General features: G+C 68.2%; 18 protein-coding genes, 1 pseudogene and 1 riboswitch. Of the genes and pseudogenes, 9 read left to right on the forward strand and 10 right to left on the reverse strand.

The window, feature by feature from the left end; genetic code table 11:
* Nucleotides 1–371, forward strand: a 371-nt coding sequence (locus tag L332_RS30310; RefSeq protein ID WP_031223539.1) for a helix-turn-helix domain-containing protein, incomplete at its 5' end; no start/stop codon positions are given.
* 90 nt (nucleotides 372–461) lie between these two features.
* Here L332_RS30310 and L332_RS21185 read toward each other — a convergent pair.
* Genes L332_RS21185 through L332_RS21195 form a run of 3 tightly spaced genes read right to left on the reverse strand, consistent with a single transcriptional unit; the run spans nucleotide 462 to nucleotide 3,091 of the window.
* On the reverse strand, nucleotides 462–1,286 hold the full coding sequence (locus L332_RS21185; protein ID WP_021010281.1) for a MetQ/NlpA family ABC transporter substrate-binding protein: 825 nt from the start codon (nucleotides 1,284–1,286) through the stop codon (nucleotides 462–464).
* Between the two features lie 9 nt (nucleotides 1,287–1,295).
* Nucleotides 1,296–2,108 carry a methionine ABC transporter permease gene (locus tag L332_RS21190; protein ID WP_021010282.1) on the reverse strand — a complete coding sequence of 271 codons (813 nt, stop codon included), beginning with the start codon at nucleotides 2,106–2,108 and terminating at the stop codon, nucleotides 1,296–1,298.
* On the reverse strand, nucleotides 2,105–3,091 hold the full coding sequence (locus L332_RS21195) for a methionine ABC transporter ATP-binding protein (protein ID WP_021010283.1): 987 nt from the start codon (nucleotides 3,089–3,091) through the stop codon (nucleotides 2,105–2,107). Before L332_RS21195 ends, L332_RS21190 begins: the two co-directional genes overlap by 4 nt.
* 257 nt (nucleotides 3,092–3,348) lie before the next feature.
* Between L332_RS21195 and L332_RS30315 the strand changes: the two genes are divergently transcribed.
* The 5 genes from L332_RS30315 to L332_RS21215 are packed head-to-tail and all read left to right on the forward strand — an operon-like array spanning nucleotide 3,349 to nucleotide 11,150.
* On the forward strand, nucleotides 3,349–3,888 hold the full coding sequence (locus L332_RS30315) for a hypothetical protein (RefSeq protein WP_021010284.1): 540 nt from the start codon (nucleotides 3,349–3,351) through the stop codon (nucleotides 3,886–3,888).
* A gap of 34 nt (nucleotides 3,889–3,922) precedes the next feature.
* A complete protein-coding gene (locus L332_RS21205; protein ID WP_021010285.1) occupies nucleotides 3,923–5,383 on the forward strand; it encodes an ATP-binding protein in 1,461 nt (486 codons plus the stop codon).
* A 1-nt stretch (nucleotide 5,384) separates the two neighbouring features.
* On the forward strand, nucleotides 5,385–8,111 hold the full coding sequence (locus tag L332_RS0115085; protein WP_144061036.1) for a Z1 domain-containing protein: 2,727 nt from the start codon (nucleotides 5,385–5,387) through the stop codon (nucleotides 8,109–8,111).
* Nucleotides 8,108–9,058 (forward strand): PD-(D/E)XK motif protein, encoded by a 951-nt coding sequence (locus tag L332_RS21210; RefSeq protein ID WP_021010287.1) that lies wholly within the window; start codon nucleotides 8,108–8,110, stop codon nucleotides 9,056–9,058. The genes L332_RS0115085 and L332_RS21210 overlap by 4 nt, the downstream gene beginning before the upstream one ends.
* A 4-nt stretch (nucleotides 9,059–9,062) precedes the next feature.
* Entirely contained in the window at nucleotides 9,063–11,150 is a 2,088-nt protein-coding gene (locus L332_RS21215) for an AIPR family protein (protein WP_021010288.1), read from the forward strand.
* Between the two features lie 34 nt (nucleotides 11,151–11,184).
* Here the strand turns inward: L332_RS21215 and L332_RS21220 are convergent, their stop codons facing one another.
* The gene (locus L332_RS21220) at nucleotides 11,185–12,321 is read right to left on the reverse strand and encodes a DNA cytosine methyltransferase (RefSeq protein ID WP_021010289.1); all 1,137 of its coding nucleotides are present in this window, start codon (nucleotides 12,319–12,321) and stop codon (nucleotides 11,185–11,187) included.
* Between the two features lie 96 nt (nucleotides 12,322–12,417).
* Here L332_RS21220 and L332_RS21225 point away from each other — a divergent pair, with 96 nt between their 5' ends.
* Nucleotides 12,418–12,861: a very short patch repair endonuclease gene (locus L332_RS21225; protein WP_021010290.1), complete on the forward strand. Its 444-nt coding sequence runs from the start codon at nucleotides 12,418–12,420 to the stop codon at nucleotides 12,859–12,861.
* A gap of 1,101 nt (nucleotides 12,862–13,962) precedes the next feature.
* Here the strand turns inward: L332_RS21225 and L332_RS21230 are convergent.
* Complete coding sequence (locus L332_RS21230) at nucleotides 13,963–15,342, reverse strand: LLM class flavin-dependent oxidoreductase (protein WP_021010291.1); 1,380 nt, start codon at nucleotides 15,340–15,342, stop codon at nucleotides 13,963–13,965.
* Nucleotides 15,339–16,736 carry an MFS transporter gene (locus tag L332_RS21235; protein WP_021010292.1) on the reverse strand — a complete coding sequence of 466 codons (1,398 nt, stop codon included), beginning with the start codon at nucleotides 16,734–16,736 and terminating at the stop codon, nucleotides 15,339–15,341. The genes L332_RS21230 and L332_RS21235 overlap by 4 nt, the downstream gene beginning before the upstream one ends.
* Before the next feature lie 90 nt (nucleotides 16,737–16,826).
* Nucleotides 16,827–16,914: riboswitch (SAM riboswitch) on the reverse strand.
* A gap of 132 nt (nucleotides 16,915–17,046) precedes the next feature.
* On the opposite strand from L332_RS21235, the gene L332_RS21240 reads away from it, so the two are divergent.
* Complete coding sequence (locus L332_RS21240) at nucleotides 17,047–17,820, forward strand: LEM-3-like GIY-YIG domain-containing protein (protein WP_021010293.1); 774 nt, start codon at nucleotides 17,047–17,049, stop codon at nucleotides 17,818–17,820.
* 39 nt (nucleotides 17,821–17,859) lie between these two features.
* On the opposite strand, the pseudogene L332_RS21245 reads toward L332_RS21240, so the two are convergent.
* Together L332_RS21245 and L332_RS21250 are read right to left on the reverse strand one after the other, a co-directional pair.
* Nucleotides 17,860–18,192, reverse strand: a pseudogene (locus L332_RS21245) (RidA family protein); the annotation flags it as partial.
* A gap of 92 nt (nucleotides 18,193–18,284) precedes the next feature.
* Nucleotides 18,285–20,015 carry a nuclease-related domain-containing DEAD/DEAH box helicase gene (locus L332_RS21250; protein ID WP_021010294.1) on the reverse strand — a complete coding sequence of 577 codons (1,731 nt, stop codon included), beginning with the start codon at nucleotides 20,013–20,015 and terminating at the stop codon, nucleotides 18,285–18,287.
* A gap of 142 nt (nucleotides 20,016–20,157) precedes the next feature.
* Between L332_RS21250 and L332_RS21255 the strand changes: the two genes are divergently transcribed.
* Nucleotides 20,158–21,033, forward strand: coding sequence for a potassium channel family protein (locus L332_RS21255; RefSeq protein ID WP_021010295.1), 876 nt, complete (start codon nucleotides 20,158–20,160; stop codon nucleotides 21,031–21,033).
* 18 nt (nucleotides 21,034–21,051) lie between these two features.
* Here the strand turns inward: L332_RS21255 and L332_RS21260 are convergent, their stop codons facing one another.
* Together L332_RS21260 and L332_RS21265 are read right to left on the reverse strand one after the other, a co-directional pair.
* Nucleotides 21,052–21,810, reverse strand: coding sequence for an SDR family NAD(P)-dependent oxidoreductase (locus tag L332_RS21260; RefSeq protein WP_021010296.1), 759 nt, complete (start codon nucleotides 21,808–21,810; stop codon nucleotides 21,052–21,054).
* 26 nt (nucleotides 21,811–21,836) lie between these two features.
* A complete protein-coding gene (locus L332_RS21265) occupies nucleotides 21,837–23,474 on the reverse strand; it encodes an amidohydrolase (RefSeq protein ID WP_021010297.1) in 1,638 nt (545 codons plus the stop codon).
* Nucleotides 23,475–23,534: the final 60 nt, after the last annotated feature.

Consider the following 23,534-nt stretch of genomic DNA (forward strand, 5'->3'; position numbering starts at 1 on the left):
ACCGCCTCAACCGCGGCGGCGATCGGCAGGCGAACAACGCGCTCTACCGGATCGCGCTCGTACGCATGAGCTCGGAGCAACGCACCCGGGACTACGTCGCGAATCGCACTGAGCAGGGCAAGACCATGCCGGAGATCATCCGCTGCCTCAAGCGCTACATCGCCGACGAGATCTTCATGCACATCGTCCAGCCTCAGCCCGTGCCCACCATCGACGACCTAAGACCCCTCCGTCACGCCCGAGGCCTCACCCTCGCCACCGCCGCGCAAGCACTCCAGAGCTGGCCATCAGCCATCTCCCGGATCGAACGAGGCGAACGCCGCGACGACGCCTTGGCCGAGCGCTACCGCCAATGGCTCACCGCCGCTTGACAGCAATAGGAGCATCACGCGTCCGGGCGCCGAGACGACGACCGCGCCGCGTGCTCAGAGCACGCGGCGCGGTGGGAGGAAGGCGGTGGATCAGCCCGCGATCGGCACGATCAGCCCGCCCCACGTCTCGAGCATGTACTCCTGCGTCTCCTCCGAGGTCAGCAGCTCGTAGAGCTTCGCGATGCGCGGGTCGCTCTCGAGCTCGGGCGTCGTGGCGAGCACGTTGAAGTACTCCGAGTCGTCGCCCTCGGTGAGGATCGCCTGGTCCTGCGTGAGGCCGGCCGGCAGCGCGAACGAGGCGGTGACGAAGACCGCGTCGTTGTCGGGGATCGCGAGCGGCAGCGTCGCGTTCTCGACCTCGGTGAAGCGAAAGTTCGACGGGTTCGCCGTGATGCCGTCGAGGTTCGTCGCGCCCTCGGCGATCTCGATGAGCCCCTCGGCCGCGAGGATCTCGAGCGCGCGCGCCTCGTTCGTCGGGTCGTTCGGGATGGCGATCGTCGCACCCTCGCCGAGCTCGTCGATCGACGTCAGCGAGTCGGAGTAGAAGGCGGCGGCCGGCAGGTAGACCTCGCCCACCGAGACGAGCGAGCCGCCCGCCTGCGAGTTGTAGGTCTCCATGAACGTCGCGTTCTGGAAGAGGTTCGCCTCGGTCGAGCCGTCGGTGAGGGCGGGGTTGGGGGTGTTGTAGTCGGTGAACTCGACGTACTCGATGTCGAGACCCTCGGCATCCGCGAGGTTCTCGTCGACCCAGTTCAGGATGTCGCCGGCCGGCACGGGGAGCGCGCCGACGCGGACGGTGCCGAGCGAGCCGTCCTCGGGGGCGGCGGTGTCGGCGGCGCCGGAGGAGCAGGCGGTGAGCGCGGCGACGGTCGCGCCGGCGGCGAGGGCGGTGAGCAGGGAGCGGCGCTTGGCCATGGATGGTTCCTAACGAGTGGGGGAGTCGGTGTCGCCGCGAGTCGGTGCGGAGACGATGGATGCGTCGTCGAGGTCGAGCGCGGCGCGCTCGGTCCGTCGGGCGGTGCGGCCGGCGGCGGGGGTGGCGCCGCTGAGGCGTCGTGCGAGCCGAGTGAGCAGCCACTGCACGACCTGCACGATGACGAACAGGATGATGACGACGAAGACGATGTGGAGCGCGCTGTAGCGCTGCATGCCGTAGGTGAGGGCGACGTTGCCGAGGCCGCCGCCGCCGACCACGCCGACCATCGCCGAGAAGTTGATGATCGAGGTGACGGTCGTGGCGGTGCCGAGCGCGATCGCCGGCCACGCCTGCGGCAGCAGCACGCGCCGCACGACGAGCCAGCGGGAGGCGCCGAGCGATTCGGCCGCCTCGAACAGGCCCGGGTCGACCTCGCGCACGGCGATCTCGACGACGCGCACGAAGAACGGGATCGCGACGAGCGTGAGCGGCACGATCGCGGGGCCGGTGCCGATGAACGAGCCGAGCAGCCAGCGCGTCACCGGGATGAGCGCGATCATCAGCACGATGAACGGCACCGAGCGGCCGAGGTTGACGACGAAGCCCAGCACCGCGTTGATCGCGCGGCCGAGCCAGCGCTGGCCGAGCGGCGCCTCGAGGAAGCGGCCGGGCTCGGTGCCGACGAGCACGATGCCGAGCGGCAGCCCGACGACGAACGTGATCGCCATCGCGATCGCCGTCATGTAGAGCGTCTCCCACGTGCCCTCGAGGAGCACGGCGAAGAGCTGCGGCCAGAACTCCGGCGCGGCGGGGTCGATCACGGGTGCACCTCCCACGCGGTCACGCCCTGCGACGTGAGCCGGTCGATCACCTTGAGGGCGACGGATGCGTCCCCGGGCACGGCGAGGCGGGTGCGGCCGGCCTGGTGGCCGCGGATCGTCTCGAGGGCGGCACCGAGGATCGACACGTCGAGGCCGAAGTCGCGCGAGAGCTGCGCGATGACCGGCCGGTCGGCGCTCAGCCCCGTGTAGGTGACGTCGATGATGCGGTGGCCGGGCGTGTAGTGCGCCTCGCCGACCGGGAAGAGCTCGGCGGCGACGCGCGAGCCGGGCGTGCGGATGAGCTGCTCGAGCGCGCCCTGCTCGACGACCCGGCCCTGCTCCATGAGGGCCGCCGAGTCGCAGATGCGCTTGACGACGTCCATCTCGTGGGTGATGAGCAGCACGGTGAGGCCGAGCTCGCCCGAGAGGCGCTTGATGAGGTCGAGGATCTGCCGGGTCGTCTCGGGGTCGAGCGCGCTCGTGGCCTCGTCGCTCAGCAGCACGTCGGGCTGCGAGGCGAGCGCGCGGGCGATGCCGACGCGCTGGCGCTGGCCGCCGGAGAGCTGCGCGGGGCGGTCCTTCGCGCGGTGGGCGAGGCCGACGAGGTCAAGCATCTCGAGCGCGCGGCCGCGGCGCTCGTCGCCCTTGACGCCGACCGCCTCGAGCGCGAACTCGACGTTCTGCGCGACGGTGCGGTTGCCGACGAGGTTGAAGTGCTGGAAGACCATGCCGATCTTGTGGCGGGCCTGTCGCAGCGCGGCGCCCTCGAGCCCGGTGATGACGGTGCCGTCGACGGTCACGGTGCCGGAATCCGGACGCTCGAGCGCGTTGACGGTGCGCAGCAGCGTCGACTTGCCGGCGCCCGACTGCCCGACGACGCCGAAGATCTCGCCGCGCTGCACCTCGATGGAGACGTCGTCGAGCGCGACGACGGCATCGAGGCCGTCGCCGAAGCGCCGGCTGACGTGGTCGATCGTAATCATGGGGGAGGCTCCCGGTGCGGATGCGAAGGGTCGCCTTCCATGGTCTCACGCTGTCTGATAGCGCGGCGGGATGTGACGGAGTGTGACGCTCCGTCGCGCGCGCCAAGCCACCGTGGCCACTGATCGGATCGGTGCGACACGCGGGAGATCGGTGAATGTCATCGCCATCCAATAGCTTGGTGAAGATAAGTCGAGTGCGCGGTCAAGCGCGTATTCGGTGTCGCGTTGCTGAGTCCCCAGCTCATCGAGGAGATACATTGTCGTACCCGCTGGCGCAGTCCTTCCCTGCGCAACGAGCCGTTCCCTCGTGGCTGCATACCGTCCGGCAGGCTTTCGCCGACGTCGAGGATCGGCTCGACTCTCGCCGGGTGAGCTTCTCGACCAGAAGGGCGGAGGAAGCCCTGGAGTTGGTCCGGCCGGCGCTTATCGATGCAGGATTCCAGGTCAGCCCTGGCAAGCGCGCGAGCGTCTCGATGCATCGCGGTCATGACCGTGAGGGGAACGTCATCCCCGGGCACGAGGTCGATGCGTTTCATCCCACCCACAAGGTCGTGCTCGAGATCGATGCCGGGCGTGCCGCACAGAGCAATACGGGCTATCGCGCAATCTTGAACGGCGCTCTGCTTGAGGATGCAGACCACCTGGTGCTTGCAGTGCCGATCAGCTATCGCTACCAGAACAACGGTCGAGAAGCGGCGATCAATGCCTACGACTCGCACGTGGAGCTGGCACGAGAGATCTACAGATCGCACCGCTTGGCGCTTCCTTTCCGCACGCTTACGGTGTTCGGCTGGTGACCGAGGTGGTTCGAGAACGAGTGGGTTGGTAGACATGAGAGACGAAGAACTGGTCCCCGGCGTGGAGCTGCTGACATCCATGCGGTCGGTCGGTTACGACTTCGGCGCCGCGGTCGCTGACCTCATCGACAATTCGATCACCGCGGGCGCAACGGAGGTTGCGGTTGTCGGCGATCCGATCGAGGCCAGCTACGTCACGGTTCTCGACAACGGTGCAGGCATGGATGAGCAATCGATCCGGCAGGCGCTGCGGCTAGCGGGCTCCGTAGGAGATGGCACTCGCGCCGAAGACGACTTGGGACGCTTCGGGCTCGGCCTCAAGACAGCTTCTCTCTCGCAGGGACGCCAGCTGACAGTGGCCTCCCTACACGACGGCGCTCTGAAGGCGTTGCAGTGGGACATCGATCACGTGCGCGAAACGGGCCGCTGGACAGTCCGGGTTCTGGGTGAGGCGGATATCGCGGAGCTCCCATCGATCGACGCACTGGAGTCGATGGATCAAGGCACCTTGGTCGTGTGGCGACAGCTCGATGTCATGCTCGCCGGAGAGGTCGATCTCTCTAAGGCGATGGTGGCGCATCTGACGGCACTGCGTCATCACCTCGCGCTGACGTTCCACCGCTTCCTCGAAGGGGAAGGCGGGCGTCCGCTGGCAATCACCGTGAATGGTGTGGCGGTGCAGCCAGTGGACCCTTTTCTCACACGCAATCGCGCCACGCAGTCCTCTCCCACTGAGCTCATCAGGATCGAGGGCCTGCCGGTCGAGATCAAGGCGTTCACGCTTCCTCATGTATCCAAGCTGACTGCGACGGAGCGTCGTCGACCTGACTTGGGCGCTGGCATGCGAGAAGCGCAGGGCTTCTACATCTATCGCAATAAGCGGTTGATCTCTCATGGCACGTGGGCGGGCCTGGCGCGGCGTGCCGAGCTCTCCAAGCAGTCCCGCGTGCGGGTGGATTTCCCCAACGCGCTCGACCACCTCTGGCGTCTGGACATCAAGAAGTCCAGGGCGGAAGCTCCGGCCGTGCTGAAGCGAAGGCTCGCCGACGTGATGACGTCGATCACCGGCTCCAGTGAGCGCGTGCACACCTTCCGCGCTCGGAAGGATCCCCAGCTCGACCCGATGCAACGGTTGTGGTCTCGCCAGAACGGACGCGACGGCTACTGGTACGAGGTGAATCTCTCGCATCCCTCTGTGCGCGCGCTGGCGGAAGACCTCGATGAGGCCCAGCGTGGGTTGCTGAACGATCTTCTCGAGGACCTGGCGGGAGGCTTCCCGGTGGAAGACCTCTACGCCTCTGTAGCGAAGAGTGAGCATCCCAAGCCGATCCACCTCGATCCGGATGCCGTCGACGAGCGCCTGACGGCGCTGCGGGCTGCGGCCGTCCTTCCGGACGAGCCGAAAGCAGCAGTCATGGCGCTCAAGAACATCGAGCCGTTCGACTCAGTCGAGGATCTCGAAGACCGAATCGCGAAAATCTGGAGTGGAAGCTGACATGGACATCACGACTCAACGCAAGCATCTGCTGCATACGCTCAATCGACTGATCACGGATGACAGCTCGATTGAGCTGGACGACCTGCGCTCGAGAGCACACCAGGTCGCTCCGATCCTCACCCCTGGTCTGGTCGCCGCCGACATCGAATCGGTGATTGACGACATCATCGAGCTTCGGAAGGTCGAGCTTCGCCTCGGCATCGGTGTCGTCGATCAGGCGGAGTTCACTGAATGGATCGATGAGCGAAAGCCGACCGTCGAGCTGACTCGATGGAACGCCTACCGCGAGTTGCTCTTCGAGCGGAACTGGGCGCCTAACGTCATCGCAAACCTCGACTCGCAGACCGACCGGCTTGTCGAGCTCATGGGCGACCCAACAGTTGACGGCGAGTGGGCTCGCCGGGGTCTGGCGATCGGTGAGGTGCAGTCCGGCAAGACCGCGACCTACGTCGGTGTGCTGAACAAGGCCATCGACTATGGCTACAACCTGATCGTCATCATCGGTGGGCACACCGAGGACCTGCGGCGCCAGACTCAACAGCGCGTGGACTCCGACCTCCTGGGTTTTGACTCCGCCTTCACCGAGGACCACATCGATGCAACGCAGGCTAAGCGTCTCGTCGGTGTGGGTCTGATCGACGGCACGACGCACACCAACGTGCTGACGACCACGAACAGCGACTTCAACTCCGCGGCGAAGCGTACGAGTCGCGTCGCGATCGGCGGCGCCGTGCCTACCGTCTTCGTTGTGAAGAAGAACGCGGCGGTGCTCCGCAACCTCGCCAACTATCTGAAGCAGCAGCACGCTTCCGGGCGGCTCTCGGTCCCCCTCGTCGTCATTGACGACGAGGCGGACTGGGCGTCGATCAACACACGGGGAGAGGACGATGTTGCGGCCGTCAATGCGGCGATTCGGGAGCTGTTGAACTCATCCGCACGAAGCTCCTACATGGCGATCACCGCGACGCCGTTCGCGAATGTCCTGATCGACGATGCCAACCAGGAGGATCTGTTCCCTAGGCACTACATCCAGGCGCTGGAGAGCCCGTCGAATTACTCCGGCATCAGCAGATACTTCGGCGACGGAGAGAGCCCCGGAGAACATGCACATGCCCTGATCGACGATGTCGCCGATTGCGTTGCGATGCTCCCATACAGCCACAAGCGCACACACCTGGTGACCGAGCTGCCAGAGTCGCTCCATGATGCGATAGCGACGTTCCTCGTCGGGGTGGGGGTCCGGCGCCTCCGCGGCGATGGCGCCAGTGCCGCCGCCATGATGGTCAACGTCTCGCGGTTCAACGACATCCAGACGCGGATCCACGGACTGACGCAGGCGGCGGTGCTCGACCTTCTCGACGCGGCGGCCGCAGAGTTCGCCATGCCTTCCGGCGGGGGCATGTCGCCAACCACCCACAGGCTGCTGAGGATGTACGAGCGCGAGTACTCGCATGTGGAGTTCACATGGCAGCAGGTCCGCGCTGAGCTGATCGACGTTCTGCGGGATGTCCGTATCGAGCTCGTCAACGGCCGCACCACGAACGAGCGCGCCCGGCGTCGGTCGGAGATGTCGCCGTCGGCCCGAGAAGCCGAGGACCGGCTGCCAACGATCTTTGTGGGCGGGAACGTACTGGCGCGCGGACTGACGTTGAACGGCCTGCAAGTGAGCTACTTTGTCCGGCGCGCGGGGGCCGCCGACACCCTGCTGCAGATGGGCCGCTGGTTCGGCTATCGCCCTGGCTACGAAGACCTTGTCCGCATCTGGATCGACTCAGACGTCGTCGATCTATTCCGCTACGTCGCAGAGATCTCCGACGACCTTCGGCGTTCCATGCGTGAGATGAATGCGATGAAACTCACGCCCGAGCACTTCGGAATCAAGATCCGCCGGCACCCTGAGACGTTCATGGTGACAGCCGCGTCGAAGCAGCGCGCTGGCGAGTTCTACGACGGCAAGGTCCTCGTCCACGGCCACAAGTTCGAATCTGTCGCGCTCCCGCCCGAGGCGGATGCTCGCGCCAGGAACCGCGCGGCCCTGCGGGCACTTGTCACCGAAGCCGAGGCAACGACGCAGTACGAGACGTCCGCCTCAGAGCAAGGCGGGCACATGATCTGGAGGGGGGTGCCGCGCGGTGCAGTCGAGCGTTTCTTCCTTGCCTTCCGTGGGCATGAGAGCGACCCCTATTTCGGCCTAGGGAACCCGACGGCCACCGTGCCTCAGATCGCCCAGTACCTCGGCGAAGCCGTCAACGGGGAGGCTTGGGACGTCGTCTTGGTCAATGGCTCCGGCAGTCCGCATGCGATCACGACGCACATCAAGCAGGCGGTGTCTGCCCGCAACCAGCTCGACCTGTTGGATGGGCGGCTCTACTTCGCCAACCGACGTGTTGCGACCGGGAGCGACATCCGAAATGTGGTCCCCAGGTCGGCGCTGCGTGAGCTTCAGGAGAGCCTCAGGGACGACGAGAAGCTCACCGAGACAACGATCGTCAGGCGCGGACTTGAGCGCCCCGCAATTCTCCTCTATTCCGTGTCGTCGAAGGAGTTCCCCGAGTCGCAGGAGACCCCGATCGCGGCCGTCGTTCTTGCCTTCCCTGGTCTTTCGCCGCAAGAAGAGGCGAGAGCGCTCCGGGAGAAGGCCGGTGCGAGGTTCGTCGTCAACAAGGTGTTCGCGCGCGCGCATCTCGGCGTCACCGATGAGGAAGAGCTGGAGGAGGGAGAGTGAGCCTCCGGCCGAAGCTTGAGGCCGTGCTGGCACGGGGGCCGCATCAGCTTCTCCCTCTGCCGCATCCAAGCCTCCGCGCCTACGTCCAGAATGTCGAAAGGCGACCGGCAGTCGTCATCGAGCTGGATCAGCCACTGACGTCCGTGGTCGACGGCTTCCGCGGCCTCGACGTCCTGCATCAGCAGTCTTCCGACGGAAAGACTGCATACTTGCGACTGACGTCGACACATCGAGGCATCACCCCTGGGTTCGCAACCGTCCTTGATTACGTCCTCGCGGAAGCCGCGAAGGCCGACGCGGGCGCCCCGGCGGTTCGCGCGTTGCTCGACGGTCTCGAGGAGCTGAGGCAGATGTTCGCCCGCAAGCGGGGCCGCCTCGGTGAATCGGAGATTCGCGGCCTGTTCGCAGAGTTGAGACTGTTGCAGCTTCGGTTGCGGGGTGGCGCAGATAGCCGTACGGAGATGCTTGCGTGGGTGGGCCCGTTCGGCGGCGCCAAGGACTTCGTGTACGCAAGCGGATTCGCATTCGAGGTGAAGTCGGCTCACCGCCCGCCCAAGGCCGTCCGGATCTCGAATCTCGATCAGCTCGAGCCGTCCGACCTCGAACTTTACCTCGCGGTCTTGCCCCTGGAGCGGGACATTTCGGGTTCGCCGGAGGCCGTCTGCATCACGTCTGCAGTGGCAGACACTGCGGAGCTTGTCAGTAGCGACCCGTTGGCGCTCGAGATGTTCGAGGATGCGCTCGCCGCGATCGGATTCGACTCCACCGACGAGTACTACCGAAACTGGAGCTTCGTCGAGACCGGTTGGCTCGCGTATCGAGTCTCTGACGAGTTCCCACGTATCCGGGCCGGGTCGCTGGACGCCGGCGTGTTGGACGTCACGTATAGCGTCGCGCTTGACGCACTTTCTGGTTTTGTTGCGGACGACAGCGTCCTGAGGTATTGAGGTCATGATGAACGACTACTTTTTCGAATTGCAGAACGCCATCCACGCGCAGGCTGCCGGTTCTAAGCAGTTCACCTTAGAAGCCTTCGCCACAGAGGTCGTCGAGCGGCTGCAGGAGGCGGAGGTGCTCGTGGATGTCTCGGTGCACCCGATCGTCGATGTCGCCGGTCGCAACCGGCGACGGCTGGGATTGCTTGGCTACGCGCACGAGCAAGCCGACGATTCACTGTTGATCCTCGTCGGCCTGCACACCGAAGACCCTGATGCTATTCTCACTCGCACGGAGGCAACCAAGGTCTTCGATGCCGGTGTCCATTTCGTGGAGCAATCGGCGGACGGGTGGCTCCAGGAGAATCTCGAGATCAGTTCGCCCGCCGTCGAGTTGGCCGTCTACCTGCAGAAACTGCTGGCTTCGAACGGCGACATGCGGGTGGAGCGAATTAAGTTCCTGCTCATCACCGATGCCACAATGAGCGAGCGCATCACGACTGTCGCCAGCCGCGAGGTGGTGGGGCGTCGGGCATCGTTCGAGATTTGGGATCTCGGAAGGCTGGAGGCACTCGCTCATTCGAAGACGGGCCTCGAGGATCTGGTGATCGACCTCACGCGCTGGTTGCCTGACGGCTTGCCCTGCTTGCCCGCTTCGGACACGGACGAGGAGGCGCACTCCTATCTCGCGGTGTTGCCAGGCGATGTGCTCGCCTCCGTCTTCCGCGAGCACGGCAGTCGCCTCCTTGAGTCGAATGTCAGGACCTACCTGAGCGCGCGGGGCAAGGTGAACAAGGGCATCCAGGCAACCCTGCTCAATGAGCCTTCGATGTTCCTCGCTTATAACAACGGCCTGACCACAACTGCGACGGACGTCACGCTTGTAGCGACTCCGAGTGGGCCGGCGATCACGGCGATTGAGAACTGGCAGATCGTCAATGGCGGTCAGACGACCTCCTCACTAGTGCATTTCCTCCGTACTGGGACCGGCCGCTCACTCGACGACGTGTACGTGCAGATGAAGCTCGTCAAGGTGGTACCCGAGCGTGCGGCCGAGATTGTCGCCAGCGTCTCGCGGTTTGCGAACAGCCAGAACAAGGTGAATGAAGCGGACTTCTTCTCGAACAGCCAGTTCCATGTCGAGCTGGAGAAGATCAGCAACCGCGTGAAGGCTCCGGCTCGAGAGGGGGAGCAGTACCAGACGGGTTGGTTCTACGAGCGAACTCGTGGCCAGTACGAGTCCCGACGCAATGCGCTTGTCGCATCTCAGCAGAAGAAGTTTGACCTCGAGTTCCCGAAGCACCAGAAGGTGACGAAGACTGACTGGGCGAAGTACGCCTTCTCCTGGTCGAAGCGCCCGCACATCGTCAGCAAGGGCGCGCAAGCCAACTTCATGGCCTATGCGGAAGAGGCGAACAAGCTCTGGGAAGCGAGCCCAGATCTAGTCAATGACGCATACTTCCGGACAGGCATCGCGAAGGCCATTATGTTCCGTGACCTCCGTCTCGGGGTCCTTGCGGCGGATTGGTACGGCAAGGGATACCTGGCGAACATCGTCACCTATGCGATGGCCAAGCTGTCATTCGAGATCGAGAGGAGCGGGCGAGGCAAGTTCGACTTCGAGAGGACTTGGAGGTCGCAGGCTCTAACCCCTGTCGCCCTCGGACAGCTGCTGGTAGCGGCCAAGCTCGCGCAAGAGGTCCTCAACGATCCCCGCCGCTCGCAGGCGAATGTCACCCAGTGGGCGAAGCAAGAGGCCTGCTGGAAGATGCTGCAGGGACGTCCGATGCAGCTGTCCGCGGCTACTGTCGACGAGTTGATGGACGAGTCGACTCATCGGTCCCTCCAGTCCGCCGCGCGAGCCGATGCTCGCGTTGATGCGGAATTCCAGGTCGTCTCGCGAGTGATGCAGGTGAAGTCCGATGTCTGGCGCCGTGTGATCGAGCACGGCGTTCGTCAGGGCTTCGTGGGCCCTGTCGAGCGCGACATCGTTCAACGATTCGCGGGCGGCCGCGCGGTGCCCTCGGACCGCCAGGCTCGCAAGATGCTGGAGGTCCTCGAGCGGGCTGCGGACCACACGGTCATCTATCGAAACGAGTTCTGAAGCGACGCCCGGCTGGCCGGCACCGGTGAGCTCATCACGAGTCCCGGTTCCGGCCCCGAGTGCGTGCTCCTCCCCGCGACAGCGCCGCGGGGACGCTGTCGTAGGGAATCCCCTCGAGCGTCTTGAAGAGCGCTTCGAAGATCACCTGGGCGCCCTTCGGTGGGACTGCCATGCCGACCTGCTTCTTCACGCTCAGGGTGCCGCCCTCGAACCGGTGATGGTCGTCGAACGTCTGCAATCTGGCACGTTCTCGGTTCGTCAGCGCTCGCGGCTCTTCCCAGTGGTAGCCGCTCGTGCCGCCACCGCCGCTGCCCGTGATGGTGTAACTCGGCTCGTTCGGCTTGAGGCGCTTGTAGATCTGGCTCAGGGTGGCACCCTTCACGTTGATCCGAGAATCCTCGCTCAGGTCGGCGTTCCAGGCGTTCTGACCAGGCTGGATCTGGGAGAGGCGCCGAACTACTGAAGGCGAGTGGCGTGTCTTCTCGTGATTCGGTGCCGACGGGTGGATGCCGTCGAGCGCCTCTGCCGCCGTCACCTGGTCGTCGCGTTCCGGTGTCGTCGGTGCGGGCACTCGGAAGCGCTTGCCGAGATCTTTGCGAATGCCGACGATGATGACGCGGTGCCGCTTCTGCGGGACCCCGTACTCCTCGAAGCGATAGAGGTGAGTCGTCAGCTCATACCCCGGGCCGGCAGCCTCGAGCTCGAGCAGTATCTGGCGGAAGGTCTCTTCGTGGCTGCGGATGCCCCCAACGTTCTCGGCCACGAACCACTCGGGTTGCTTCGCTTCGAGCACCTTGACGCCATAGGAGTAGAGCGGGCCGAAGTCTCCGGCAATCCCCTTTCGCTCGCCGACCAGTGAGTAGTCGTTGCAGGGGAAGCCAAACGCGAAGCCATCGATATCGCTGAGCGCATCGATGTCCAGCTTTCTCACATCCGCGTGGATCACGTCATTGCGGCGCAAGGAGGGGTCGTACTCCCGCACCGCACCGAAGTAAGTCCGAACGGTATCGGCGTCGTAGTCGTTGGCCCACGCGTGCTTGATGGCGACCCGCCGGAACAGAGCAGGGTCTTTGAGCGCCTTGTGCGCACCCACCGCAATGCCACCCGGGCCCGCGAAGAGCTCCCCCATGCGGTAGGTCCGAGTCGACCTCATCGCGCTCTCTTCTTCCATGTCCTCCGCCTGCCTTGAGCTTGCCTATCCAGCAGCCTACCGGCGGCTGCCCACCCTCCAGGAACGCAGCGCGGTGTCGCCTGCCACGATGTCTTCGTGGGCACAACGGACGGCGGGATCGAGCTGGGGAGCTGGGCAACCTCCCCGGCGGCTCGAGCGACGATGCGGGGCAACGTCCGTCGGGATACGACGCCCGAGCTGGCGGTACGCCGCCTGCTCCACGCCGCTGGCATGCGGTACCGCGTCGACTATGCCGCCCTCGAGTCCGACCGGCGCCGCCGCGCCGACATCGTTTTCACTCGGCGCCGAGTTGCAGTATTCATCGATGGGTGCTTCTGGCACGGGTGCCCCGAGCATTTCATCGCGCCGAGGGCGAACGCTGACTACTGGGGTCCAAAGATCCAGCGAAATCGAGAGCGAGACATCGACACCAGCCGGCGCCTTCAAGCCGACGGCTGGCAGGTGCTTAGGTTCTGGGAGCACGAATCGCCGCTCTCCGTCGCTGATCGCATCATCGCCGCCGTGCGTCACAGGACTTGACGCCCGACCCGACGAGCCGAAGCGCCTGCCGCTTACGGCGAACCGGTCGAAATCCCGCGGGAGCAACTCCATGCGCTCGCCATCTCACAGTCCGCGCATGAAGCGCACCGCCTCGCGCAACCCGGCGAGCGCTCAGACGATCTCGGGTCGGTGCTCACCGATCGCCTGCTCAGTGAGCGCCTCGCCGCGCGCGACGCCCCGCGCAAGTCTCGACACCGACGAGATGACGCGCGGTCGGGACGTGGCGAGAGCCAACGCATCCCGCTCAGGCGATAGGACCGTTGAGGCGATGCGACAGGGCGACGGTGCGCCTACCGCGCCGCCCACATCCCGATCATGCACCGGCTCCAGTAGCCCGCCCCCGTCCCCTCGGCGCGGCCTGCTTTGCGCTGTTTACGTGTGGCGTCGCCGGCCCACCGGTTGGTCCATTTAATCCGGAGGCCGACGAAATGCTCCTGTCACTCCGGCGGGGCGCGGGATAGCGCAAGGCGCCTCGAGCATTCTTGCGCTTCCTGACACCGTACTCTGCGGAGGCGGAGGCGGAGGCGGAGGTCCCGCCGCTCACGGGCAGGGCTCGGCTAGCAGTTGAGCTCGTTTCGGACACGAAGTTGCGCCGTCGACGTGCGCGTCCTCGCCTCGACGGATTCGTCTGAGCCCGCACGCCAGCGCTTGAGTGCTTCGCGACCCAATGAAGCGGCAGGTCGCCGGCCAGCCGCTTCATGTCGGCCGGATCGCGGATGCTCTGCTCCTACTCCGGCGTCTCGCATCCGCTCGCCCGCGAGCTCGGGGTCGGGGCTGGCCGGACACCGTGAGCTCGATTACGCGATCCTGAGCAGCATGGTTGCCGTAAGGCATCCGTCGCTGCAGCCGGAAGTGCGCTACTCCTGTCGGCGTAGATCGTCGGCCGCCCCAGCAAGTAGAAGTCGGCTCGCTGGCCGCCCCGGCCTTGTATGAACGCTGCCCACTCGGCAAAGACGCTCCGCTCGCCACTGGCTCCTCGCGGCCTGCTACCGCCGCTCTGCGGACTCGGCTCGACGGCGACGGCGCGCTGCGGTTGCATTTTCGACGACGTCGAGCCCGGCCTGCGAGTGCTGAAGCGGCCTAGACTCGAGCTCGCCGCAAGCCCGCCCCCAGGTGGTCGGTCGGCAGGTTCGGGCCTCCGCCGGTCAGCGCCTCGCGCAGCGTGAGTCCCTTCGGTTCCTCGCCCGCCTCGGGCAGCAGCCCGCGCCGCCGCAGTTCCGGCGTCACCAGGTCGACGAAGCGCTCGATGTCTGCTGGCCGCACCGCCGCCGTGATGTTGAAGCCATCGACGCCCGACTCCTCGCGCCAACGCTCGAGCTCGTCGACCACCGTCGCGGGGGAGCCGACGATCACTGGGCCGCGACCGCCGATCGCCACGAACTCGGCGAGGTCGCGCACCGTCCACGCGCGCCCGGTCGAGAGGGTCGTGAACGACGCGAGGGCGGAGTGGTTCGCCTCCGTCTGCACGTGCTCGAGCGTCGCATCCGGGTCGAGGCCCGAGAGGTCGACGCCCGTCCAGCCGCCGAAGAGCGCGAGCGCGCCCTCGATGTCGACGTGCTGCCGGTACTCCTCGAGGCGCGCCCGCGCCTCCTCGTCCGTCTCGGCGGCGATCACCGTTGCGATCGTCAGGATCTTCACTGCGTCCGCCGACCGACCGCGCTCGACGAGCCCCTCGCGCACGCCGTCGACCCAGCGGCGCACGAGCTGCGGCGTCGAGCCCGAGAAGAAGATCGCCTCCGCGTGGTCGAGCGAGAACGCCTGCCCGCGGCTCGACGCGCCCGCCTGGAAGAGGTAGGGCGTGCCCTGCGGCCCCGGGTGCGCGAGCGCGTAGCCCGGCACCGTGAACCACTCGCCCTCGTGCCCGATCGGGTGCACCTTGTCTGGGTCGACCCAGACGCCCGATTCCTTGTCGGCGACCACCGCATCCGCCTCGAACGAGCCCTCGAAGAGCTTGTACATGACCTGCATGTACTCGTCGGCGCGGTCGTAGCGTACGTCGTGCGGCAGCTGCTTGTCGTAGCCGAGGTTGCGCGCGGCGGAGTCCTGGTAGGAGGTGACGATGTTCCACGCGATGCGGCCACCGGTGAAGTGATCGAGCGTCGTGAGCGTGCGCGCCAGCAGGTAGGGCGACTCGTAGGTGACCGACGCCGTGACGCCGAACCCGAGCCGCTCCGTCACCGCGGCCATCGCCGGCACCGCGACGAGCGGGTCGAGCACCGGGTACTGCACGCCGCCGCGCGCCGTCGCCTCGATGCCGTCGCCGTAGACGTCGTAGACGCCCGGGATGTCGGCGAGGAAGAGCGCCGAGAAGCCGCCGCGCTCGAGCGTCTTCGCGAGCTCCGTCCAGTAGCCGAGCGTGTCGAAGTCGCGCGCCTGCGACTCCGGGTGCCGCCAGAGGCCCGGCGACTGGTGGTTGGGCACGAGCATCTCGAAGGCGCTCAGCAGCAGCGGTCGGGTCATCGGTCGGTCCTCTCGGTCGCGGCGAGCACGGGCTCCGCGTCGGTCAGGGTGGTCTCGGGGTCGGAATCGGGGCGGATGCGCTCGGTCGCGCCGTGCAGGTCGCCCAGGTCGGTGCCGGGCCGGTCGCGCGCGGGATCGGCGGCGAACAGGGCCGCCACGATCGAGAGCGCCGCGAGCACCGACAGGTAGCCGGCGATGAGCCACGGCTCGTTGCCGCCCGCGGAGAACAGCAGCGCCGCGATCATCGGCATGAGGCCGCCGCCGAGCACGGAGCCGATCTGGTAGCCGAGGCTCACGCCGGAGTAGCGCACGTGCACCGGGAACTGCTCCGCGAACCACGCCGCCTGCGGCCCGTAGACCGAGTCGTGGGTGATGTTGACGCCGATCACGACGACGAGCGGCAGCAGTGCGAGCGGGCCGGCGTCGAGGAAGGCGAAGAGCGCCCAGCCGAAGACGCCGATCGAGGCATAGCCGAAGATCGAGACGCGGCGGCGGCCGACGCGGTCGGAGAGCCAGCTCCACAGCGGCGTCGCGACGAGCCCGAGCGCCGAGGCGATCATCACGGCGGTGACGCCGGAGGTCGTGTCGCCGCGCTCGCTCGCGAGGTAGCTCAGCATGTAGACGGTGATGAGGAAGTAGATGGCGTTCTGGCCGAGCCGCAGGCCGATCGTGATGAGCAGCGGGCGGCGGTGGTGGCGCAGCAGCTCGGCGACCGGGGCGCGCGTGACGCCGCTCGAGCGGTGCTCCTCGAACTCCGGCGCGTCCTCGACACCGAGCCGGATCCACAGCCCGAACGCGACGAGCGCCGCCGAGATGAGGAACGGGATGCGCCAGCCGAAGTCGGTGAACTGCTCGGCGCTCAGCACCTGCTGCACGATGAAGAAGGCGCCGGTCGCGAGCAGCATGCCCGCCGAGGAGCCGAGCTGCGTGAAGGAGCCGAAGAGCCCGCGATGCCGGGCCGGTGCGTGCTCGACGCTCAGCAGCGCGGATCCGCCCCACTCGGCGCCCGCCGAGAGGCCCTGCAGCACGCGCAGCACGATGAGCCCGCCGACCGCCCACCAGCCGATCGCCGAGAAGTTCGGCAGCAGCCCGATGATCGTCGTCGCGATGCCCATGAGCAGCAGCGAGGCGACGAGCAGCGACTTGCGTCCGATGCGGTCGCCGAGGTGGCCGGCGATGATGCCGCCGAGCGGCCGCACGACGATGCCGACCGCGAGCGTCGCGAACGAGGCGATCGTGCCGGCGAGCGGGCTGCCCTCGGGGAAGAACTGCGTGCTGAAGATGAGGGCGGATGCGGTGCCGTAGAGGTAGAAGTCGTACCACTCGATCGTGGTCCCGACGAAGGAGGAGGCGAGCACGCGCCGTCGTTGCGCGCCCCGGTCGATGCTGGTCATGCGGTGGTCCTCTCGTAGCCCAAGGGAGCCGCATCCGGGCACGCGCAGCGGGCTCGGTCGATGCCGGCCTCGGCCGGTCTCGATGCGGGAGATCCATCGGTCCTGGCCGAAGCACCCGCGCGATCACGGGTTGCTGCGGCGTCGTCGAGCCAGGTCTCTCAGCCGCTCTGGATGGTGTGCTCTCAACGTAGGAGCGCGGAGCGGGGAGCGCACGGATGGCCCGTCACGGTCGGTAACAGAGCGGATGCGCGACCCGGTTGAGGTCGCTCTCGGCGGGGCCGGAGTGTCAGTCGCTCAGTAGCATTCGGGCATGTCTGTCGACGCTCGCATCCCAGGTGAGGTCGCGGACGTCCTGCGCTACTACGTCTACGCGCTGCGCGATCCGCGCGACGGCAAGGTCTTCTACGTCGGCAAGGGCATCGGCGACCGCATCAACGCCCACGTACGCGAAGCTGGCGCCGACCTCGCCTCGGAGCGAGCCAAGATCCGGACGATCAACGAGATCGAGGCCAGCGGGCAGCCGGTCGACCTGCTGTTCCTGCGCACCGGCATCGAGGACGAGCACACGGCGTTCATCGTCGAGCAAGCCGTCATCGATGCGTTCCACGCCGACCATCACCCGCTCACGAACCTCGTTCGCGGTCATCACTCGGGCCAGCACGGCCTCGCCACACTGCCCGCTGTCGTCGCGCGGCACCAGGCCAAGCCGTGCCCGCCGATCCCTGAGCCGGTGATCATGCTCAAGATCCAGAACGGCTGGCGCGCCGACATGAACGAGAGGGAGATCTACGACGCGACGCGCGGTCACTGGAAGATCGCCGGATGGGTCCGCGACCGGGCGGCGTACGCACTGGGCATCGCCTACGGCATCGTGCGCGGCGCGTACCGAGTCGATTCGTGGTTCCCGTCGGAGATGCCATGGGACGAGGGCAAGGACAGGTGGGGTTTCATCGGCGACCCAGCACCCGAGCTCGCGCATCTGCCCGGCACCCAGGTCCGAGACGCCTTCCCCAATCAGGTGATGTACCGGCGCTTCCTCGACGGCTATCCAGGGTCTCGGGACACGGGAGCGAGTGACGCCTGAACTGGCGGACAGGATCGCGAGCGCTCGCGGTCGTGCTGGTCAGCGGCCGACGTGCGCAGTCAGCGCGATCGACACGAGCACGCCGGGCAGCTCCGGACCGAGCCGGGCGACTGCGCGAGCGGGCGGGTCGGTAGCGAACACGGCCGCGTAGGCCTCGTTCATGCCGGCGAAGTCGTCCGGATGCGCGAGCAGCACGGTCACCATCGCGACGTCGTCCAGTGTGCAGCCCGCGGCCTGGAGGACCGATGCGCAGTTGTGCAGGGCCTGCGTGGTCTGGCTCTGGATCGACGCTCCCGCGAGCTGGCCCGTCTGCGGGTCGATGCTGACCATCCCGGACACGTAGATCGTGGAGCCGACGCGGACGCCCTGAGCGAAGAGTGCGGAGCCGGGGGGCGTCGCTCGTCGTGATGATCCGCCTCGTCATGCTCCGGACGGTAGACCCGGCCTTCCCGGCGCGCGAGGGGTCAGTGCGGGAGCGGCGCGCGGTCTGCGATCTCGTCGAGCGACGTGAGCACGACGAGCCGCTCGGTCGCCCGCGTGGCACCGACGTAGAGCAGGTCGCGCCAGCCTGGCGTGGCACCGTCCACGTCGGTGAGCACGACGACCGGCGCCTCGAGCCCCTTGAAGAGGTGCACCGTGCCCCACCGGATGCCGGGACCGTCGGCGTCGTCGGGGGCCAGCGCATCCGCCACCGAGCCCGTCGCGTGACGGGCCGCCGACGCGCGGCGAGGGGAGAGCACGAGGATGTCGCGCGGCTCCCAGCCCTCCTCCCACAGGGCTCGCAGCACCTGCTGCAGCTGCGCCTGCTGCTGCTCGGCGGAGTCGAACCGCAGGATCTGGCCGCACTCGACGCCGAGCTCGGCGCGATCGTACTGCTCGTAGACGTCGTCGCCGAGCAGCTCCTCGACGAAGGCGGCGAGCTCGGGGCGCTGGCGCACGTTGCGGGTCACGGCCATGCGGCCGGCGTCGGAGAGGCGGGCGAGGAGCGTCTCTCGTCTCGATACGCCCGGCTCCGCCGGGCTACTCGACGAGCGAGCGTGGCGTGGGCGGTAGATGTCCTGCCCGTCGAAGTCGCCGGCGACGATGACCCGGCTGCCGGCGAGGCCGCCCTCGAGCAGGCTGTCGAGCACGTCGAGCGTCGAGTCGCGCGCGAGGTCCTGCGCCTCGTCGGCGACGAGGCACGAGTAGGGCGGCTCGAAGCCGGGTGCGCGAGTGATCGCCAGGGTGGCGTCTGGCAGGGTGCCGTTCCACCAGGCGTCATCGGCGTCGGGTGGGGGAGTGATGCCGGTGATCGCGAGCATGAGGTGGTGGACGCGCGCGACCGTGACCTCCTCGCGATCCCGCAGTCGGTGACGCAGCTCGGCCTCGAGCTTCCGGTTGAAGCACGTCAGCAGCACGCGCTCCTCCCGGTTGGCGGCTTGCAGGGCCGCGCGCACGGCGATGTTCGTCTTCCCGGTGCCGGCGGGGCCCTCGACGACGAGCCGCGGGTAGTGCGCGAAGTACTGCAGCGCCTCCTCCTGCCGCTCCGTCGCCTCGCGCAGGTCGCGCTCGCGAACGGCTCGCGCGTCGGCGCTCGCCTGCTGCCACGTCACGGGCGGCGTCAGCAGGTCTCGAGCCTCGGCGAGGTCAGCCTGGGTCGGTCGTCCCTCCTCGTAGCGCACGCCTCGCGCGCGCAGCTCGCGTTCGCCCGCCCGCAGTGCCTTGACGAGGCTCGTCACCAGCCGGTCGGGCTGCAGGTCGGGGCGCGTGAGCGTCGCGTCGGGCGTGACGTCGATGCGCGCCTCGAGCTGCTTGACGAGCTCGCCGCCGCGGTTCGGGAACCACACCGCGTGCCAGATCGGGTACCGCGGGTCGTAGGCGCGCCGCAGGATCCACGAGCGGAGGCTCCTCGCGTTCTCGATCGCCTGGTCGTAGGGCGAGCGAGACGTGGGCTCCTGGCTCCCGAGCCGCCACAGCCCGTCGGCACCGACCTCGACGCGCTCGTGCGACTTCACCTCGACCACGAGCATCCCCTCGTCGGGGATCACGATGACGAAGTCGGCCTCGCCCTCGACCTGCGTCTCGTGGTGGCGGATGGGCAGGCCGTGCCAGACGATCCAGTCGCTCGTGCCCGGGTGGTCGCGGAGCGCCTCGAAGACCTTCGCCTCGCCGGGCGGCGTGCCGGGACGGATCGCGCCGGGGATCATCGTGGCCATGGGGTCAACGTAGCCGCCTCGATGCGGGCGGATGCGCGCGACGGACCGGCGCGTGGATCGATCGCGCCCGCTCAGGCTCCGCTCGCGCTCGTCCGCGAAGATCGGTGCACCGGGCGTGCGATGCGGAAGGCGGGGGAACGAGATGGATGCGGTGCTCACGATCGTGGGAGTGGCGATCATCGCGATCGGCCTCTGGGACATGTTCCACACGCTGCTGCACCCGAGCGGGCGCGGGGCGCTGAGCCGCCGCCTGCTCGCCGCGACGTGGGCCCTGACGAAGCCCTTCCGCCGACGGCTCGGCTCCGTCGCCGGCGCCGCCGGGATGCTGCTGGTCGTCCTCCTGTGGGTCGTGCTCCAAGGGTTGGGCTGGGCGCTCATCTACCTGCCGCACATGCCGGCGGAGTTCACCTACTCGCCCGGGCTCGACGCCGACGACTACGCGCCGTTCGCGGAGTCGCTCTACGTCTCCTTCGTCACCCTCACCACGCTCGGCTTCGGCGACGTGCTCGCCGTGACCTCGTGGATCCGGCTGGTGGCGCCGCTCGAGGCGCTCACGGGGTTCGCGCTGCTGACCGCGGCGATGACCTGGTTCTCGCAGATCTACCCGCCGCTCTCGCGCCGGCGGGCGCTGTCGCTGCAGCTCGACGGCCTCGCCGAGGCGGGCTACGCGGAGGCGGTGCCGGAGCTCGACGTCGGCAGCCTCTCGCGCGTGCTCGACTCGGTCGCAGGCAAGGCCGCCGAGGTGCGGGTCGACTTCGCCCAGCACTCCGAGGGGTTCTACTTCCGCGAGGAGACGCCCGCGCTCGCACTCGCCCGGCAGCTGCCGTATGCGCTCGAGCTCAAGGACGCCGCGCTGGTGCGCCAGGAGCCGGTCGTGCGGCTGAGCGCCCAGCAACTCGCGCGCGTGCTCGACCAGCTCGCCGAGACGCTGCGCTCGCAGTACCGGCTGCGCGGCGACGACGCGCGCGCGGTGTTCGCTGCGTTCGCGACCGACCACCGCCACGAGGCGCGCGCCTGAGCGCGTCGGCGCGCCGGTTCAGCGCGCCGTGTAGCCGCCGTCGACCGCGATGCTCGCGCCGGTGACGTACGCGGCCTCGGGCGAGGCGAGGTAGGCGACGGCCGCCGCGACGTCCTCGGGCGTCGCGAGCCGGCCGAGCGGGATGTCGCGCAGCGTGTCGGCGAGCGCTCGGTCGGGATTCGGCTGGTCGGCGAGCCAGTCCTCGATGAGCGGCGTGCGCGCCATGCCGGGCGCGACGGCGTTCACGCGGATGTTGTGGGGCGCGAGCTCGACGGCCGCGCCCTGCGTGTAGGCGGCGAGCGCGCCCTTCGAGGCCGTGTAGGTCGTGAGCGTCGGCACCCCCGACGACGCGAGCCGCGACAGCATGTTGATGATCGCGCCGCCGCCGGTCGGGATCATCGCCCGCGCGGCCGCCGCCGTCATCGCCATGGCCGCGATCGTGTTGAGGGCGAAGACGTCGACGAGCTCCTCGACCGGGTTGTCGACGATGAGGCCCGCGTGCCGCCTGCCCGCGTTGTTGACGAGCACGTCGAGCCGACCGAAGGCATCCACCACCTCGCCCACGATGCGCTCGGGCGCGCCCCGCTCGGTGAGGTCGCCCGCGACGAAGAGCGCGTCGCCGAGCCGCTCGACGGCCTCGCCGACGGGCGGTCGGCGGCCGGTGACGGCGACGCGCATGCCGTCGGCGCGCAGCCGCGCGGCGATCTCGACGCCGAAGCCCGAGGTGCCGCCGGTCACGAGCGCGACGCGCGCGCTGGTGTGGTCTGGAGTGGTCATCGGATGCCTTCCCACGGTCGAGAGCGTCAGTCCACGTCGGCGTCGCGGTGCGTGAAGCGGCCGCCCGCGATCGTCGCCCGCACGGGGATCGCGCCGATCTCGGCCGCGTCGACCTCGCGCGGGTGCGCCTCGAGCAGGACCATATCGGCGAGCTGCCCCGGCGCGAGCCGGCCCTTGTGCGCCTGCTGGCCGGTCACCTCGCTCGAGCCGACGGTCGCGGCACGCACGGCCTCGTCGACCGAGATGCGCTCGTGCTCGCCGTAGACGAGCCCCTCCTCGCTGATGCGGCGCACGAACGACTGGATGCCCAGCAGCGGCGCCCCGGGCGCGACCGGCCGGTCGGAGGAGAACGCGAGCGGGATGCCGGCGTCGAGCTGGCTGCGCGCGCGGATCGACATCTCGCCGCGCCGCTTGCCGACCGGGCCGCGGATGCCCTCGCCGAAGGCGGTGATGAAGCTCGGCTGCACGACGCACGCGACGCCGAGCCGCGCGAGCCGCTCGAGCTGGTCGGGGCGCACGACCATGCCGTGCTCGACCCGGTTGGGCACGGGCGGCCAGCCGTTCGCGCGAGTCGCCTCCTCGATCGCGTCGAGCGCGAAGTCGAGCGCGGCATCGCCGACCGCGTGCAGCGCGAGCGCCCAGCCGGCCGCCGCCGCCTCGCGGATGCGGGTGCGCATCGCCTCGGGATCGTCCTGCAGGTAGCCGTGGTAGCCGGGGCAGTGCTCGTACTCCTCGCGCATGTGCGCGGTGCGGCCGAGGATCGAGCCGTCGGTGAAGACCTTGACGGGGCCGAGCTGCAGCCACTCGTCGCCCCAGCCCGTGCGCATCCCGGCGCCGAAGCCGCGCCGCGCCGGCTCGTCGGCGTGCCCAGGCAGCTCGTGCAGCGCATCCATGACCGGCATCACCTGCATGCGGGTGCGGAGACGCCCCGCGTCGCGCGCCGCCTGGTAGGCCGCGAGCTCGGCGGGAGCGTGACCGATCCAGCCCCCGGCGACCCCCGCATCCGTCACGCTCGTGATCCCCTCGCGCGCGTACTGCGCCGTCGCGAGCTCGAGCGCCTGCTCGAGGGAGGCGAGCGGGTAGGGGAGCAGGATCTCCTGCACGAGCGCCATCGCCCGCTCCTCGAGCACGCCGGTCGGCCGGTCATCGCGGTCGACGACGATCTTGCCGCCGTCGACCTCCGGCACGTCGCGGTCGGCGACGCCCGCCGCGGCCAGGCCCGCGCTGCTCGCCTGGCCCGAGTGGCCGGATGCGTGCTTGATCCAGACGGGACGGCCGCCGCTCGCGCGGTCGAGCGCATCGCGGTCCGGCACCGCGCCCTGCAGCAGCACGGGGTTGTAGCCCGCGCCGACGACCCACTCGCCAGGCTTCGTCTCGGCGGCCTGCGCCTTGATGCGGTCGTAGATGTCGTCGAGCGACGCGACGCCCGAGAGGTCGGCCTCCATGAGCGTCGTGCCGAACCAGACCGAGTGCGCGTGCACGTCGTTGAACCCCGGCAGGAGCGCGAGGCCCTTGGCGTCGAGCGTCTCGCGCGCCGTCAGGCCCTCGACGTCCTCGTCGAGCGCCACGACGCGGCCGTGCAGCACGGCGAGCGCGCTCGCGCTCGGCCGGCGCTCGTCGCGGGTGTCGATGCGCGCGTTGCGCACGATCAGGTCGACCTTCATGGCAGCTCCTCCGACATCGTCGTCGTCGGACCGTGAGCGCCCCCGATCGGAGTGCTTGCG

It is taken from the genome of Agrococcus pavilionensis RW1, assembly GCF_000400485.1.
Taxonomy (GTDB): domain Bacteria; phylum Actinomycetota; class Actinomycetes; order Actinomycetales; family Microbacteriaceae; genus Agrococcus; species Agrococcus pavilionensis.